The following is a 15,853-nucleotide window of genomic DNA, read 5'->3' as shown; positions in this document are numbered from 1 at the left end:
CGCACCTGTAGCTGAGCCACCGCATTCGCGAGCAAGCCCGCTCCCACATTGGGTCGGCGACGCTTGGGAGAAACGTGATTTATACAAGTGCAATAAAAACTAAGGAAGGTCACCGTGAAAAAAACAAAACGAGGGTTTCAATCCGCCATCCCAACAGGCCCGGGCTACCCGCTCAAGGCCCTGAGCTGCGTGCCATACGGCGCGTTGCTGTGTTGCCTGGCCAGCCTGGGTACCGCCCAGGCCGCACCCTACGTGGAAACCGGAAAACTGGGAGATGCTGCCAGTTGGCGCAGTAATGAATTCAAGGCCGATTGGGGCCTGGGCGCCGTGCATGCAGACGCCGCCTACGCCGCCGGCTACACCGGCAAGGGCGTGAAGCTGGGGATCTTCGACCAGCCGGTGTATGCCCAGCATCCGGAATTCGCCAGCCCCGGCAAAGTGGTCACGCTCGTGACCGAAGGCATTCGCCAATACACCGACCCGTACATCCCGGTGAAGGCCGGGGACGCGTTTCGCTACGACGGCACGCCTTCCCTGGGTTCCAACGGCAAGCTCGGCAATCACGGCACCCACGTAGGCGGGATCGCCGCGGGTAACCGCGACGGCGGGCCAATGCACGGCGTGGCGTTCGATGCGCAGATCATCAGCGCCGAAAATGGTGACCCGGGCCCCGAAGACGGGATCATCCTGGGCAACGACGGCGCGGTCTACAAAGCCGGTTGGGACGCGCTGGTGGCCAGCGGCGCACGCATTATCAACAACAGCTGGGGCATCGGCATCGGTGACCAGTACGCCAAGGGCGGCCGAGATCCGGCATTCCCCAACTTCACGGTCAATGAAGCCCAGGCGCAGTTCAATAACATTCGGCCGATCCTTGGGACGATCGCAGGTGGCGCTTATCAGGGCGCCATTGATGCGGCCCGCAGCGGCGTGCTGACGATCTTTGCCGCCGGCAACGACTACAACCGCAACAACCCGGATGCGATCTCGGGCCTGGCGTACTTCGTGCCGGAGATTGCACCCAACTGGCTGTCGGTGGCGGCCTTGCAACAGAATCCCGACACCGCCAGTTCCGATCCTTACGTGATCAGTACGTTTTCCTCGCGCTGCGGGTATGCCGCCAGCTTCTGCGTCGCGGCCCCCGGCACCAAGATCTACAGTTCGGTGATCAACGGCACCTCCCTGGAAAACCTGACCACCGACTACGCCAATTTCAACGGCACCTCCATGGCCGCGCCGCATGTGGCCGGCAGTGCAGCGGTGTTGATGGAGCGCTTCCCGTACATGAGCGGCGACCAGATCTCCACGCTGCTGAAAACCACCGCGACCGACCTCGGCGCACCGGGCATCGACTCCCTGTACGGTTGGGGCATGATCAACCTGGGCAAGGCCATCAACGGCCCGGGGATGTTTGTGACGGCTGAGGATATCCCGGCGGAGTTTCGTATCGACGGCGCCTACGGCTCCGGCCAGTTTGTCGCGGACCTGCCAGGGATTGGCGCCGTGGTGGATGCCGGCAAACCGACCCAGCGCACGTGCACCGATGTGCATTGCGGGCTGGATGTGTGGAGCAACGATATCTCCGGGCATGGCGGCTTGACCAAGCAGGGCATTGGCGCGCTGGTACTGACCGGCACCAATACCTACAGCGGCCCGACCCTGGTCAACCAAGGGTTGCTGGCGATCAATGGCTCGATCACCTCCGACGTTACCGTCAGCAGCAGCGGCGTAGTGGGCGGTTCCGGGCGCATTGGTTCGCTGACAGCGAACAGCGGCGGTACCGTGGCGCCGGGCAACTCCATCGGCACCCTGAACGTGGCCGGGGATGTGAACTTCGCGGCGGGCTCTACCTATGCGGTGGAGTTGTCGGCCACCAACAGTGATCGCATCGTCGCCGGTGGCAAGGCCACCCTCAGCGGCGGCACGGTGACCCTGGCCCTGGAAAACAGCCCGACGCTGCTGACCCAGACCCAGGCCGAAAGCCTGATCGGTCGCCAGTACAACATCCTGCAGGCTGCAGGCGGGATTACCGGCAGCTTCGGTTCGGTGCTGCCCAACTATCTGTTTATCGGCGGTACCCTGAACTACGCCGCCAACGGCGTGCAGCTGGATGTGGGGCGCAATGCCAACACCTTTGCCAGTGTGGCCGCCACCCCGAACCAACGTTCGGTGGCCGCTGCTGCCGAGCAGTTGGGCGCGGGCAACGCCGTGTACGAAAGCCTGTTGCTGGCGCCGAATGCGGCTTCGGCCCAGGGTGCATTCCAGCAGCTGTCCGGGGAAATCTACCCGGCGCTGGAAACCGCGTTGGTGAATGACAACCGCTACCTGCGCGAAGCCGTGGGCGAGCGTTTGCAGCAAGGGGCAATGGGCGCATCGAGCCAGACCGTCGACAGCCGTGGCAACGTCTGGGTCAAGGCGTTGGGCGCCTGGGGCAAGACCAACAGCGGCAGCGATACGGCGGGCTACACCACCTCCATCGGCGGCATGCTGGCGGGTGTGGACGGCGCGCTGGATGAAGACACCCGTGTAGGCCTGGTGGCGGGGTACAGCGATACATCGCTGAACATGGGCAGCGACACCCATTCCCGGGCATCGGTGGACAGCTATCACCTGGGTGCGTATGCCGGGCATGAAATCGGTGCCTTGCGCTTGAGCGGTGGTGCGACCTACAGCTGGCACCGCGCCGATGTGAAGCGCGAGCTGCAATACGGTGAAGTCGCCGGCAAGCAGAAAGCCAAGGTGGATGCCCGCAGTACCCAGGTGTTTACCGAGGCGGCGTATCGCCTGAACCTGCAACCCCTGGCCCTGGAACCGTTCGCCAACCTGGCGTACGTGCATCTGGATGCCGATGGGTTTACCGAGAAGGGTGATGCGGCGGCCTTGAAGGGCCGGGATGACAGCCGCGATGTGGTGTTGAGTACCCTGGGTGCTCGAGCGCTGAAAACCTTGAATATCAATGACCATCAGCAACTGGAGCTTTCCGGCACCCTGGGTTGGCAGCACAACCTGAGCAGCGTCGATTCCGAGCGGCGCCTGGCGTTTGCCTCGGGCGGCCCTTCGTTCACTGTGGAGAGTTCGTCGATGGTGCGTGATGCGGCATTGGTGGGGGCGCGGGTCAGCCTGGCGCTGAGCAAGGAGGCGAAGGTGAATCTGGATTACAACGGCCTGCTGGCCAGCAAGGAGAAAGTCCATGGGGTGGGTTTGAGCCTGGAGTGGGCTTTCTAAACACCGCAGTTGGAAATGTGGGAGCGGGCTTGCTCGCGAAAGTGGTGGATCAGTCAACCCATCCACCGACTGGCACACCGCCTTCGCGAGCAAGCCCGCTCCCACATTGATCCGGTTCCAATCGTCCATTTGTGCAGATTCGGCTTTCTCGACAATTCCAACAAAAGAGAGGCAATACCATGGGTGTTTTCGACTATAAAAACCTCGGCACCGAGGGCTCCAAAGCGTTGTTCGCCGATGCCATGGCGATCACGCTGTACTCCTATCACAACCTGGACAACGGCTTTGCCGTGGGTTACCAGCACAACGGTTTTGGCCTGGGGCTGCCCGCCACTCTGGTGGGGGCGCTGCTGGGCAGCACCGATTCACAGGGGGTTATTCCAGGGATTCCCTGGAACCCCGACTCGGAAAAAGCCGCCCTTGAGGCGGTCAACAAGGCCGGCTGGACGCCCATCAGCGCCAGTACCCTGGGCTACGGCGGCAAGGTGGACGCCCGGGGCACGTTCTTCGGTGAAAAGCCCGGCTACACCACAGCGCAGGTGGAAGTGCTGGGCAAGTACGATGGCGACGGCAAGCTGCTGGAAATCGGCATTGGTTTTCGCGGGACTTCGGGGCCTCGGGAAACCTTGATCAGCGACTCCATCGGCGATCTGGTCAGTGACCTGCTGGCGGCGCTGGGGCCCAAGGACTACGCGAAAAACTACGCCGGCGAAGCCTTTGGCACCTTGCTCAAGGATGTCGCGGCGTATGCCGGCAGTCATGGCCTGACGGGCAAGGACGTGGTGGTCAGCGGTCATAGCCTGGGTGGCCTGGCGGTCAACAGCATGGCCGACCTGAGCGGCAATAAATGGTCGGGGTTCTACAAGGACTCCAACTATGTGGCCTATGCCTCGCCAACCCAGAGTGCCGGCGACAAGGTGCTGAACATCGGTTATGAAAACGACCCGGTGTTTCGCGCGCTGGACGGCTCGTCGTTCAACTTCTCGTCACTGGGCGTGCACGACAAGCCCCATGAGTCGACCACGGACAATATCGTCAGCTTCAACGATCACTACGCGTCGACGCTGTGGAATGTCCTGCCGTTTTCCATCGTCAATGTTCCCACCTGGCTTTCTCATTTGCCCACCGGGTATGGGGATGGCATGACGCGGGTCCTGGACTCGCAGTTCTACGACCTGACCAGCCGGGACTCGACGATTATCGTGGCCAACCTGTCGGACCCGGCCCGGGCCAATACCTGGGTGCAGGACCTCAACCGCAATGCCGAGCCGCACAAGGGCAACACGTTCATCATCGGCAGTGATGGCGATGACTTGATCCAGGGTGGCAAGGGTGTAGATTTCATCGAGGGCGGCAAGGGCAATGACACGATCCGCGACAACAGCGGGCATAACACCTTTCTGTTCGGCGGGCAGTTTGGGCAGGACCGGGTGATTGGTTATCAGCCGACCGACAAGCTGGTGTTCCGGGACGTGGAGGGCAGTGCGGACTGGCGTGACCACGCCAAGGTGGTGGGGGGCGATACCGTGCTGAGCTTTGGCGCGGACTCGGTGACGCTGGTTGGCGTTGGGCTCGCCGGGGTTTGGGGCGATGGGGTTTCCATCGGCTAAGTAGCGCCACGGATTGATCGTTCCCACGCTCTGCGTGGGAACGCCGCCCCGGACGCTCTGCGTCCAACGGCCAACCCACGGTTCATGTCTTGCGCAGTGGTGACGCGGAGCGTCACAGGATGCATTCCCACGTAGAACGTGGGAACGATCATGGCCAAGAAAAGTGGGAGCCGACGGGCTCCCACTTTTTATTTCTCCTTCATCACGGTCGCGACGTCATCGGCCTTGACGCGAATATGCTTGCCGGCGATATCGGTGAATTCGTAGAAGCCATCGGCGGTTTTCGCGTTGGGCACGTCCTTGGTCAGGTATTGAGTGCCGTTCTGCAACGTCACCACCGTCTGCGTGGAGCAACCGGCCAATACCAGCAACGTGAACATACCCACCGCCAGACCCAAATTCTTCATGCTCATAACCCTTACCCTGATCCTTCGAAAACCCCGCACCTGAGCGGTCGGGGGAGACTCATTTAATGTGGCTGACAGCCATCTGATCATTATTACGCAAAAAGTTGCGTGTGCCTTTGATCTATTACTGATTGCAACAGTCGGTCAGGGACGGCACTCTGTATGCATAAACAGTGGTTGATCCAGTGCCTGAAATGTCCAATCCCCTAGAAGATCCGCTCTATTACCTGCATAACTTCCGCCAAGTGCTCGCCTGGCTGGGGCAGCGTTATGCCGATTTGCTGGCCCCGGACGAAGAGCATTTCATTCAGCAATTTGACAGCTTGCCGCAGGCTTCCCAGGCGTTACTGGTACGCATGGTGATGCGCAAGGGCGCGCATTTCCGGGCGGGCAAGCTTAACTATGTCGAGATCGGCGCGGTACACGAGGCGGTTGTGCCTTTGCTGGAACAGGGTTGGGTGACGGATCAATGCCTGTTGTCGTTCGGCGAGTTGTTCGGCCTGTTGCAGAAAGCGGAAATCCTGGCGGCGTTCAAACCCTGGATCGAGCAACCCAAGGCCAGGAAGGCTGACTGGCTGGAAACGCTGTCAATGCAGTTTTGTGAACTGCGTCACTTCCAGCACTGGTGCCCGGACCTGGCCGATCAGCTTTACAGCCTCACCGTGATGGAACTGTGCGACCGCCTGCGCCTGATGTTCTTCGGTAATCTCTATCAGGACTGGTCGGAATTTGTGCTGGCGGACCTGGGGATCTTTACCTACGAGAAAGTCGAATTCTGCGCCGAATCCCGCGGTTTGCGCAGCCGTGACGATGTGCACGGCTTCCTGTTCCTGCATCAGTGCCAGCAGGCCTTTGAAGCGGGCGAGGCACTCGATGGCGTGCTGGAACAAATCGCTACCTTGCACACCGACAACCCCTGGCTGGAGAAACGTCGGGCCAAGCTGTTGTTCCAGGTGGGCCAGTATTGTGAGCGCAGCGCCGAGTTGGCCCTGGCGGAAGCTATCTACCGGGGCTGCACCTATCCCGGCGCACGGGCGCGGCTGATCCGGGTGCTGGAGCGCCAGGAGGATTTTGCCCAGGCGATGGGGCTGGCCCGTGAGGCGCAACAGGCCCCGGAAAGCGCTGCCGAACAGCAGCACTTGCTGCGCGTGATACCCAGGCTGCGACGCAAGCTCGGCGAGCCGGCGCTGCCCAAGGCAAAACCCCGCGAGATCGTGCGCCTGGACCTCGAACTGCCGGCTCCGGAACCGATGATGTCGGTGGAGTATTGCGTACAGGCGCACCTCAGCGACCATGGTGCACCCGTGCATTACGTCGAGAACAGCCTGATCAATTCGCTGTTTGGCCTGCTGTGCTGGCCGGCGATTTTCGCGCCGTTGCCGGGGTCGTTTTTCCACCCGTTCCAGCGCGGGCCGGTAGACCTGCACAGCGAGGATTTTCATCAGCGGCGTGCCGAGCTGTTCGCCGAGTGCCTGGGCCAACTGGACGGTGAGCGCTACAAGCACACCATTCGCCAGCGTTATGTAGACAAATGGGGCATCCAGTCACCCTTCGTGTTCTGGAACGTGCTCAGCGAAGAACTGCTCGATCAGGCCCTCGACTGCCTGCCAGCGGCGCACCTGCGCCACTGGTTCGAACGCCTGCTGCTGGATATCCGCGCCAACCGCGCCGGCATGCCCGACCTGATCCAGTTCTGGCCCGAAGAAAAAACCTACCGCATGATCGAAGTCAAAGGCCCCGGTGATCGCCTGCAGGACAACCAGTTGCGCTGGCTGGAGTTCTGCGGCGAACACCAGATGCCCGTCACTGTGTGTTATGTGCGCTGGGCGGGGCAGGCCGCTTGAGCTACAGCGTCGCGGTGCGTGCATTATGTGAATTCACCGCCAAGGTCGGCGACCTCGACCTGCGTTTTACCCCGTCTCCCAGTGCCCAGGAAGGGATTGTCGGCCACCGCACCGTGGCCTCGCGGCGCAGCGCCCATTACCAGAATGAAGTCGCGCTGGAGGGCGAATACCAGCAGTTGAAAGTCCGGGGCAGGGCGGATGGCTACGACCCGGACCGCAACCAGCTGGAAGAGGTGAAAACCTATCGCGGCGACCTGAACAAACAACCGGCCAACCACCGGCAACTGCACTGGGCACAGGTCAAGGTCTACGGCTGGTTGATGTGCCAGAAGCTCGGGTTGTCGGAGATTGTCCTGGCGCTGGTGTACTTCGACATTGTTGGCGAGCACGAGACGCTGCTCAGCCAACGGTTTCAGGCTGATGACCTGCAGGCATTCTTCGTGCAGCAATGCGCCCTGTTCCTCGGCTGGGCCGAACAGGAAATGCACCAGCGCGAAGCCCGCAATGCCGCAGCGGTTGCCCTGGGCTTTCCCCATGCGGCGTTTCGCCCGGGCCAGCGCGCCCTGGCGGAAACGGTCTACAAGGCGGTCAGCACCGGCCGCTGCCTGATGGCCCAGGCGCCTACCGGAATTGGCAAGACCGTCGGCACGATTTTCCCGATGCTCAAGGCCATGGCGCCACAACAGCTGGACAAGGTGTTCTTCCTGACCGCCAAGACCCCGGGCCGCAAACTCGCGCTGGATGCGGCGCAGGTGCTGTATGACAGCAGCCCCGATCTGCCATTGCGGGTGCTGGAGCTGGTGGCGCGGGACAAGGCCTGCGAACACCTGGACAAAGCCTGCCACGGCGACTCCTGCCCACTGGCGAAGGGTTTTTATGACCGCTTGCCGGCGGCCCGCGAAGCTGCTTCCCGCGTGCGCCTGCTGGACCAGCGCAACCTGCGGGAAGTCGCCTTGGCCCATGACGTCTGCCCCTATTACCTGAGCCAGGAAATGGCACGCTGGGCCGACGTGGTGGTCGCCGACTACAACTATTACTTCGACTTCGGCGCCATGCTGTTCGGCCTGGCCCAGCTCAACCAGTGGCGCGTCGCGGTGCTGGTGGACGAAGCCCACAACCTGGTGGAGCGTGGCCGCTCGATGTACAGCGCGGCCCTCGACCAGTACACGCTCAAGACCCTGCGCGAGATCGCACCCGAGTCGCTGAAAAAGCCGCTCCAGCGCCTGAACCGTGAGTGGAATGCCCTGCACAAGGAGCAAGTGGCACCTTATCAGGCCTACGCCCAGAAACCCGACAAACTGCTGCAGGCGCTGAGCCTGTGCACCAGCGCCATGGGTGAATATTTCAACGACCATCCCGAAGCACTCAATGGCGAACTGCAAGCCTTCTACTTCGAGGCCTTGCAGTTTGCCAAGGTCGCCGAGCTGTTCAACGAACACTTCATTTTCGACATCAGCAAACGCGAACTCAGCGGCAAGCGCAGTTCATCAAACCTGTGCCTGCGCAACGTGGTGCCCGCCGAATTCATTCGGCCCCGGCTGACAGCGGCCCGCAGCAGCGTGTTGTTTTCCGCAACCCTGAGCCCGCGGCACTACTACGCGGACTTGCTGGGGATGCCGCCTGACACCGCCTGGGTGGATGTGGAATCGCCGTTCAAGGCCGAGCAGCTGCGGGTGCATATCGTCGACCGGATCTCCACCCGGTTTGTGCATCGCCAGGCGTCCCTGGAACCCATCGTCGAGCTGATTGCAGCGCAGTTTGCCCAGGCGCCGGGCAACTACCTGGCGTTTTTCAGCAGTTTTGATTATCTGCAGCAAGTGGCGCATTTGCTTGCCGAGCGGCACCCGCGCATCCCGCTGTGGCAGCAGTCACGGGGCATGGCCGAGGCTGAACGCCAGGCATTTCTCGACCAGTTCACCCAGCACAGCCAGGGCATCGGGTTTGCCGTGCTTGGCGGCGCATTCGGCGAAGGCATCGACCTGCCGGGCACCCGGCTGATCGGCGCGTTTATCGCCACCCTGGGCCTGGCGCAACTCAACCCGGTGAACGAGCAGCTCAAGCTGCGGATGGGCGCGATTTTCGGCGCCGGTTATGACTACACCTACCTTTATCCGGGCATCCAGAAGGTGGTGCAAGCCGCGGGCCGGGTGATCCGCAGCCAGCAGGACCGAGGGGTGGTAATGCTGATTGATGACCGGTTTGGCGAAGCGCGAGTGCGGCAGTTATTGCCGCGCTGGTGGTCGATCACTGCGGCGGATACACCGCATCCCGCAACTGGTGGGTGAACTGGCCGGACATGCCTTCGTAAGCCGTATTGGTCAGTGCCACCACCGTAAGCTTCTGCTGCGGGTCGACAAACCAGCTGTGACCGTAGGCGCCGCCCCATTCAAAGGTGCCCCGGGATTGCGGTGTGCCTGTCAACGCCGGGTCATCCAGCACCGCCCAGCCATAACCGAACCCCCAACCCGGGTCCTGGGTTTGCGCCTTGGCGCCGACCGAATCGGTGACCATCAACTGCACGCTGTGTGCCGACAGGATCGGAGCGCCGCCCCGGCGAATGGTTTCCAGGAACCGCGCAATATCACCTGCCGTCCCGGCCATGCCTGCGCCGCCGGAAGGGTAGGCCTGGGGATCGAGAATCCGCCGCACATCAAACAGCGCGGTGCTGTTGCCCGAGGTGATCGTAGCCTTGTCGACCATGCGCAACGGCTGTGGCGAGCCATCCTGATAGGCGGCGGACAGGCGTTTTATATCCGTCACGGAAAACCCGGTATCGCTTAGCCCCAGTGGTTCGGTCACCGAGTCGCGGAGCAATGCCGGCAGGCTCTGGCCGGACGCCTTTTCCAGTACCGCACCCAGCACATCGGTGGCCATCGAATACTGCCAGCCGGTGCCCGGCGGGTAACTCAGGGGCACGCTCGCGATACGCTTGAGATTCTCGGCAAAGCTGATCTCGGGCTCGCCCAAACCATCGGAAACCCCGGCGGTGCGGTAGGGTCCCTGCGGGCTTTCCAGAAATCCGTAGCTGAGGCCGGCGGTGTGGTTGAGCAACTGGCTGACGGTGATCACCGGGATGGTGCCATCCGCCAGCTTGGGATTGAAGTCGGGCAGCCAGCGGCTGACCGGATCGTCCAGGCCCAAGCGACCTTGTTCCACCAGGTGCATCGCGGCAGCGGATACCAGCGGTTTGGTCACCGATGCCAGGCGAAAGATCGTGTCCTCTGTCATCGGGCGCCCGTCTTCGCGGTCCGCCAAGCCGGCAGCACGGTGATAAACCAGCTGCCCGTCCCGCAGCACCAGCACCACGGTGCCCACCAGGCGATTGTCGGCAATGGCGCTGTCGACCACCGCATCCACGCGCTTGGCGAGCAGTGGGTCGTGGCTGTCGGCGCAGGCGAGGGTGGCGCAAAGGGAGGCGGCAAGGGGCACGAGGTATCTGGCAGGAGGCTGCATGGTTCAGGTCGCTCATTGGCAGTGCATGACTGCCAAATATGAACGCTGGGGTCCCGGACTACAACGTGACATTGCACAACTGCTGACTCACTGCCCATAAGCGTTCGGCCTGCTCCGGGTCGACAGCCCAGGGCCATACGCCGTTACGGCTGGTGTCATCCTGCGACGAAGCGGCCACATCGCAATCTTCGCAGTAGAGTCCGCCCATGCCCTCCAGTTGCGGGCTGACAGCGCACCACACCGAGGTCGCGGCGCCTTGCTCGGGGCTCTTGTAGTGACTGGCGCGGCGGATATTGCCGTGCTCATCCAGTGCGCCGACGAATGCCAGGTCGTCCTTGTCCAGGTAGCGGATCAGGTCGGTGAGGATTTCCCCCGGGTGCACGGAAAATGCGCGCACACCCTCCGCTTTACCTCGTCGGTCCAGTGCTACCGCGAACAGTGCGTTGGCGGTTTTTGATTGGCCGTAGGCGAGCCACTTGTCATAGGGGCGGTGTTCAAATTGCGGGTCATCGAAATGCACAGGGCTGAGACGATGGCCGAGGGATGATACCGAAACCACTCGTGCGCCATTAGCCTCACGCAGCGCCGGCCACAACCGCGCGGTTAGCTGGAAGTGGCCCAGGTGGTTGGTGGCGAACTGCGCTTCGAAACCTCGCGTATCCCGTTGCAGTGGTGTGGCCATGATTCCGGCGCTATTGATCAGAAGGTTCAATGCCCGGTCGCTGGCGAGGAAGTTTTCGGCAAAACGGTCGATGGAAATCGGGTCGAGTAAATCCAGGCTGGCGTGTTCAACACCGATGATGCCCGAGAGGTTGCGTTCGGCCTTTTCAGGATCCCGCGCGGGAACGATCACCTGCGCACCCGCGTCGACCAACACGCGAACCGTTTCCAGGCCAATGCCGGAGTAGCCACCGGTGACAATCACCGTCTTGCCTCGCAAATCGCTGCCCGCCAAGGCTTGCTGGGCGGTAGTGCCGGCATCGAAGCCGCTGCCAATTGGGGTTTGTTTGTCAGCCATGAAAGATCTCCTTATGGGAGGCCTAGAGTCTCTCGCTGGAGCCCGGACGCGGAATGCCCTAGAGTCCGTGTTTCTGTCGCGATCGTCCGGAGCTTTTATGGATACCCTTTCCGATGTGCTGGCACTGTTAAAAAGCCATCGCTCGACCTTCGCCGGCCTGAAGGCTGGGGGCACCTGGGCCATTGACTTTGCGGCGCCGGATGGCATCAAGTTCAACGCGGTGGTGGAGGGCAGTTGCTGGCTGGAAGTGGAAGGGCTGGCAGTACCGATACGCTTGTATGAGGGAGATTGTTTCCTGTTGACCCAGGCACGCCCGTGGAGGCTGTCCAGCAATCTGTGCCCTGAAGGACTCGATGCACGTGAGGTGTATGCCGATGCGCTGGGAGGCATCGCCACGGTGGGTGCCACGGTGGATCTGTTCTTGATCGGCGGACGATTTATCTACGGGGATGACGCCCGGTTGTTGCTGGACAGCCTGCCGCCGGTGTTGCGGGTGAGTGCCAACTCCGAACAGGCCGCCGTGTTGCGTTGGTGCCTGGATCGCCTGGCCCGGGAATACGCCAGCCCGTTGCAGGGAGCGGCGCTGATGACCGAGCATTTGGCGCAAATGATGCTGGTGCAAATCCTGCGGCTCTATCAATCTTCCATGGGCACCCATACCACAGGCTGGCTGGGAGCCTTGACGGATCCAAGGCTGGCCCCGGTGCTGCGGGAAATTCACGCAGCGCCCGCCCGGCGCTGGACATTGAGTGAAATGGCCGGCGTGGCGAGTCAATCCCGCTCCACCTTCGCCTTGCACTTCAAGCAACGGGTAGGGCTGGCACCGCAGGAATACCTGTCCCGCTGGCGTATGCACCTGGCGGTACAGGCCTTGAAAGCCAGCGACAACAGCGTGTCCACGATCGGCCAGTCCCTGGGTTATCAGTCAGACAGCGCTTTCAGCAATGCTTTCAAGCGCGTGATGGCTTGTTCTCCCCGGGAATACCGCGAGCGAACCCCACACAAGGAACCCAGTGATGAGTGAAACCCAGCAGCAGAAGGTCGAGGTCAACGGCATTGAGTTGAACGTGCACATCGCCGGCCCCGAGAGCGGCCCGCCGGTGTGGTTGCTGCATGGGTTTCCCGAGTGCTGGCACTCCTGGCGCGAGCAGATTCCGGCGCTGGTGGCCCAGGGTTATCGGGTGTTTGTCCCGGAAATGCGCGGCTATGGACAATCCAGCGCGCCGCCGGAAGTGGCCGACTATGACCTGCTGACCCTGTGCGCCGATATCCAGGGCGCCATGGACCTGTTCGGGCATCGCCGGGTCGTCATGATTGGCCATGACTGGGGCGCCGTGGTGGCCTGGCACCTGGCGTTGTTGGAGCCAGAGCGCGTCAGCCAGTTGGTGACGATGTCGGTACCGTTCGCCGGACGCTCCCGCAGGCCGGTGATCGAGATCATGCGCGAGCTGTACGCCGATCGCTTCAATTACATCCTGTACTTCCAGGCCCCGGGTGTGGCTGAAAAGGAACTGGATGCCGATATCGAGCGGACATTACGGCTGTTCATGCAGGACCAGGACGTTTTCCTGCAGAAGAAACCCGCCAGCGCGAAGCTGCTGGAAGGTGTGCCGCTGCCCGGTACGCTCCCGGCCTGGTGCAGCCAGCAGGACCTCGACGTGTATGTTCAGACCTTCGCCAATGACGGCTTTCGTGGCCCGTTGAACTGGTACCGCAACTTCGAACGCAACTGGCAGCGCACCGAGTTCCTCGCCGGCAGGCAGGTGCTGCAACCGACGCTGTTCCTGATCGGCGACCGCGACCCGGTCGGCGTGTTCGAAGCCCACACCCTCAAGCGCATGCCCGACGTCGTGCCGAACCTGCAACAAAGCGTCCTGGCCAACTGCGGCCACTGGATTCAGAACGAGCAGGGGCCCAAGGTCAACGAACTGCTGCTCGGGTTTCTAGGGCGAACGTGAACGTCGCGCCGCGTCCTGGCACATCGATCAGGCGGATTTCCTGACCGTGCAGTTGCAGGATCCGGTGCACGATGCGCAAGCCCAGGCCGCCATCGCGTCGAGCCCCACCAATGGTGAAGGCGCGCAGGAACAGACCTTCGCGCAGATCCGCCGAAATCCCGGGGCCGCTGTCGCTCACCGTGACTTCAACAAAACCGGACTTGGGGGCCAGGGTCACTTCAACTTCGCCATTGGGCGGGGTATGGCGCAGGGCGTTATCCAGCAGGTTGGTGAGTACCCGTTCGATCAGGCCCAGGTCGGCCAATACGGTTGGCACCACCGGCGGCAGGCTGGCGGTGAGGGTGATCGCCCGGGCTTCCGCGGTCAGTTCGAACTTCTGGAAGATGTCCTGCACCAGGTCGGGTAACGAAAAGCCTTCGATGACCGGCTGTACAAACCCGTGTTCCAGGCGTACCAGTTCCAGCAGCGACTGGGCCAGCCCGCCGACCTTGCGGCTCTGGTCGAGGGCGATGCCCAGGTAACGCCGGCGTTCCTGCGGGGTCAGGCTGGCGTCTTTCAGGGACAGGGTTTCCAGGTAGCCATGCAAGGAGGCCAACGGTGTGCGCAGGTCATGGGAAATATTCGCGACCATCTCCCGGCGTTCCTGCTCTTGGTGGGTGATGGCGCGCCACTGTTCACCCAGGCGGTTCTCCATCTGCACGAAGGCGTGGTCGAGCACGGCGATTTCATCCTGGCTGGCAACCTCGGGCGCCACGGCCTGCGGGACTTTCGGTGCGCCGTTGATGTCGAACTGGCCGACCTTCTCGGTCAGTTGCCGCAAGGGCCGGGTGATCCAGGCGAACGCGGTCAAACCCGCGAGCAAGCACAACAATGCCACCAGGGCGATGGACCACAGGGCAATGTTCAGTGCCATGCCGGTGGCATCCCGGGCGTCGAACACATCATGGGCTTCGCCCAGCAGCACCACATACAGGTAGCCGGCCTGCTGGCCGTTGACCCGCAGCGGCGCGGCGCTGAACACCTTGAGGCCGTCGACGCTGCGCGGGTCGTCGCCGAGGATCGGCAGCATCGCGCCGCTGAGGAAACGGCGCACCGGTTCCAGGTTGACCTGGTCGCGGCGCAGGTGGCCGCTGGGCGCAGCGTTGCCGACCACGCGCCCGTTAATGTCCAGCAGGTACACCTCGACACTCGGGTTTACCAGCATCAACTGGCTGAACAGGTTGCGCACCGCGTCCGGCTTGAGACCGTCGGCGTCCATCAACTGCGTATCCCGGGCGATGTGCGCGGCGAGGTCGCGGGACAGGCCTTGCACCACTTCCAGTTCATGCATGTGGTTGGAGCGCACTTGCAGCCAGGCCGACGTGCCGCTGCAAATCAGCAGCAACAGCGCGAACACCAGGGACAGGCGCTGGGTAAGGGTCAGCCTCATGCCGATTGCTCGGCAAACTTGTAGCCACGGCCCCACACCGTGAGGATGCGCGCCGGGTTGGCCGGATCGGCCTCGACCTTGGCCCGCAGGCGGTTGATATGGGTATTGACGGTGTGTTCGTAACCTTCGTGGCTGTAGCCCCACACGGCGTTGAGCAGGTCCATGCGCGAGAATACCTTGCCCGGTTGGCGGGCGAAAAAGTACAGCAGGTCGAATTCCCGGGGCGTGAGGTCCAGCCGCTGGCCTTGCAGGGTGGCGTCACGGGTCAGCGGGTTGATGAACAACTGGCCGAGGTCGAGGCTGCCGGCGTCCATCTTCAAGTTGCGCGCCATGGCGTCGACCCGGCGCAGCAGCGCCTTGACCCGCGCCACCAGCTCCGGCATGGAAAACGGCTTGGCCAGGTAGTCATCCGCCCCCAGTTCCAGGCCGAGGATGCGATGCAGCTCGCTGGAGCGGGCACTGGTGATAATGATCGGCGTGTAGCGCGTCATCGCCCGGGCCCGCCGGCAGATCTCCAGGCCGTCGACGCCGGGCAGCATCAGGTCAAGGATCAACGCATCCCAGCCGCCTTGCTCCAGCAGGCGCAGGCCTTCGTCACCATCGGCACTGTGAACCACCTCGAACTGCTCGTCCCGCAGGTGCAGGCAGATCAAATCGGCAATATGGGCATCGTCCTCGACCACCAGGACACGTTTGGGCTGATCCATTGATAAAAACCTGTCTTCTTGATTCGCGCATTGTGCGGCTTTTGCAACAGTGTAGTTATCACGAATTGTTTAACTCTGCGTGAGGATTCCGCGACCACCCCGGGCCTAACCTTACTCATCGCAACGGCAAAAGTACGCCCCCCTCATTGTGGCGAGGGAGCTTGCTCCCGCTGGGTCGCGAAGCGGCCCCAAAAAAGCCGGG

Annotated in this window: 11 protein-coding genes; 6 read left to right on the top strand and 5 right to left on the bottom strand. The window is 62.4% G+C overall.

Features of this window, described 5'->3' with window-relative positions; genetic code table 11:
• Positions 1-114: 114 nt before the first annotated feature.
• Together ACW9I6_RS22755 and ACW9I6_RS22750 are read left to right on the top strand one after the other, a co-directional pair.
• Positions 115-3,225, top strand: coding sequence for an autotransporter domain-containing protein (locus tag ACW9I6_RS22755; RefSeq protein WP_457339867.1), 3,111 nt, complete (start codon positions 115-117; stop codon positions 3,223-3,225).
• A gap of 179 nt (positions 3,226-3,404) precedes the next feature.
• On the top strand, positions 3,405-4,835 hold the full coding sequence (locus tag ACW9I6_RS22750; protein ID WP_008433771.1) for a polyurethane esterase: 1,431 nt from the start codon (positions 3,405-3,407) through the stop codon (positions 4,833-4,835).
• Positions 4,836-5,023: 188 nt separating this feature from the next.
• Here the strand turns inward: ACW9I6_RS22750 and ACW9I6_RS22745 are convergent, their stop codons facing one another.
• Positions 5,024-5,248, bottom strand: coding sequence for a YgdI/YgdR family lipoprotein (locus ACW9I6_RS22745; RefSeq protein WP_102369114.1), 225 nt, complete (start codon positions 5,246-5,248; stop codon positions 5,024-5,026).
• A gap of 188 nt (positions 5,249-5,436) precedes the next feature.
• Between ACW9I6_RS22745 and ACW9I6_RS22740 the strand changes: the two genes are divergently transcribed.
• Both ACW9I6_RS22740 and ACW9I6_RS22735 read left to right on the top strand, forming a co-directional pair.
• Positions 5,437-7,086 carry a VRR-NUC domain-containing protein gene (locus ACW9I6_RS22740; RefSeq protein WP_457339866.1) on the top strand — a complete coding sequence of 550 codons (1,650 nt, stop codon included), beginning with the start codon at positions 5,437-5,439 and terminating at the stop codon, positions 7,084-7,086.
• Positions 7,083-9,371, top strand: coding sequence for an ATP-dependent DNA helicase (locus ACW9I6_RS22735; RefSeq protein ID WP_457339865.1), 2,289 nt, complete (start codon positions 7,083-7,085; stop codon positions 9,369-9,371). Before ACW9I6_RS22740 ends, ACW9I6_RS22735 begins: the two co-directional genes overlap by 4 nt.
• Here the strand turns inward: ACW9I6_RS22735 and ACW9I6_RS22730 are convergent.
• Positions 9,331-10,539: a serine hydrolase domain-containing protein gene (locus ACW9I6_RS22730; protein WP_457339864.1), complete on the bottom strand. Its 1,209-nt coding sequence runs from the start codon at positions 10,537-10,539 to the stop codon at positions 9,331-9,333. The two genes, ACW9I6_RS22735 and ACW9I6_RS22730, sit on opposite strands and share 41 nt — an antisense overlap.
• 58 nt (positions 10,540-10,597) lie before the next feature.
• Positions 10,598-11,557: an oxidoreductase gene (locus ACW9I6_RS22725; RefSeq protein ID WP_102369111.1), complete on the bottom strand. Its 960-nt coding sequence runs from the start codon at positions 11,555-11,557 to the stop codon at positions 10,598-10,600.
• A 97-nt stretch (positions 11,558-11,654) separates the two neighbouring features.
• Between ACW9I6_RS22725 and ACW9I6_RS22720 the strand changes: the two genes are divergently transcribed.
• The gene (locus tag ACW9I6_RS22720; RefSeq protein ID WP_457339863.1) at positions 11,655-12,581 is read left to right on the top strand and encodes an AraC family transcriptional regulator; all 927 of its coding nucleotides are present in this window, start codon (positions 11,655-11,657) and stop codon (positions 12,579-12,581) included.
• Positions 12,574-13,515 carry an alpha/beta fold hydrolase gene (locus ACW9I6_RS22715; RefSeq protein WP_457339862.1) on the top strand — a complete coding sequence of 314 codons (942 nt, stop codon included), beginning with the start codon at positions 12,574-12,576 and terminating at the stop codon, positions 13,513-13,515. Before ACW9I6_RS22720 ends, ACW9I6_RS22715 begins: the two co-directional genes overlap by 8 nt.
• Here the strand turns inward: ACW9I6_RS22715 and ACW9I6_RS22710 are convergent.
• Together ACW9I6_RS22710 and ACW9I6_RS22705 are read right to left on the bottom strand one after the other, a co-directional pair.
• Positions 13,478-14,944 carry a sensor histidine kinase gene (locus ACW9I6_RS22710; protein ID WP_003217087.1) on the bottom strand — a complete coding sequence of 489 codons (1,467 nt, stop codon included), beginning with the start codon at positions 14,942-14,944 and terminating at the stop codon, positions 13,478-13,480. The two genes, ACW9I6_RS22715 and ACW9I6_RS22710, sit on opposite strands and share 38 nt — an antisense overlap.
• Complete coding sequence (locus tag ACW9I6_RS22705) at positions 14,941-15,651, bottom strand: response regulator transcription factor (RefSeq protein ID WP_003217086.1); 711 nt, start codon at positions 15,649-15,651, stop codon at positions 14,941-14,943. The genes ACW9I6_RS22710 and ACW9I6_RS22705 overlap by 4 nt, the downstream gene beginning before the upstream one ends.
• Between the last annotated feature and the right edge of the window lie 202 nt (positions 15,652-15,853).

The organism is Pseudomonas sp. SDO5522_S412 (genome assembly GCF_054071215.1).
The sequence above is the reverse complement of the archived record's forward strand: the minus strand, read 5'-3'. Positions and strand labels throughout refer to the sequence as shown.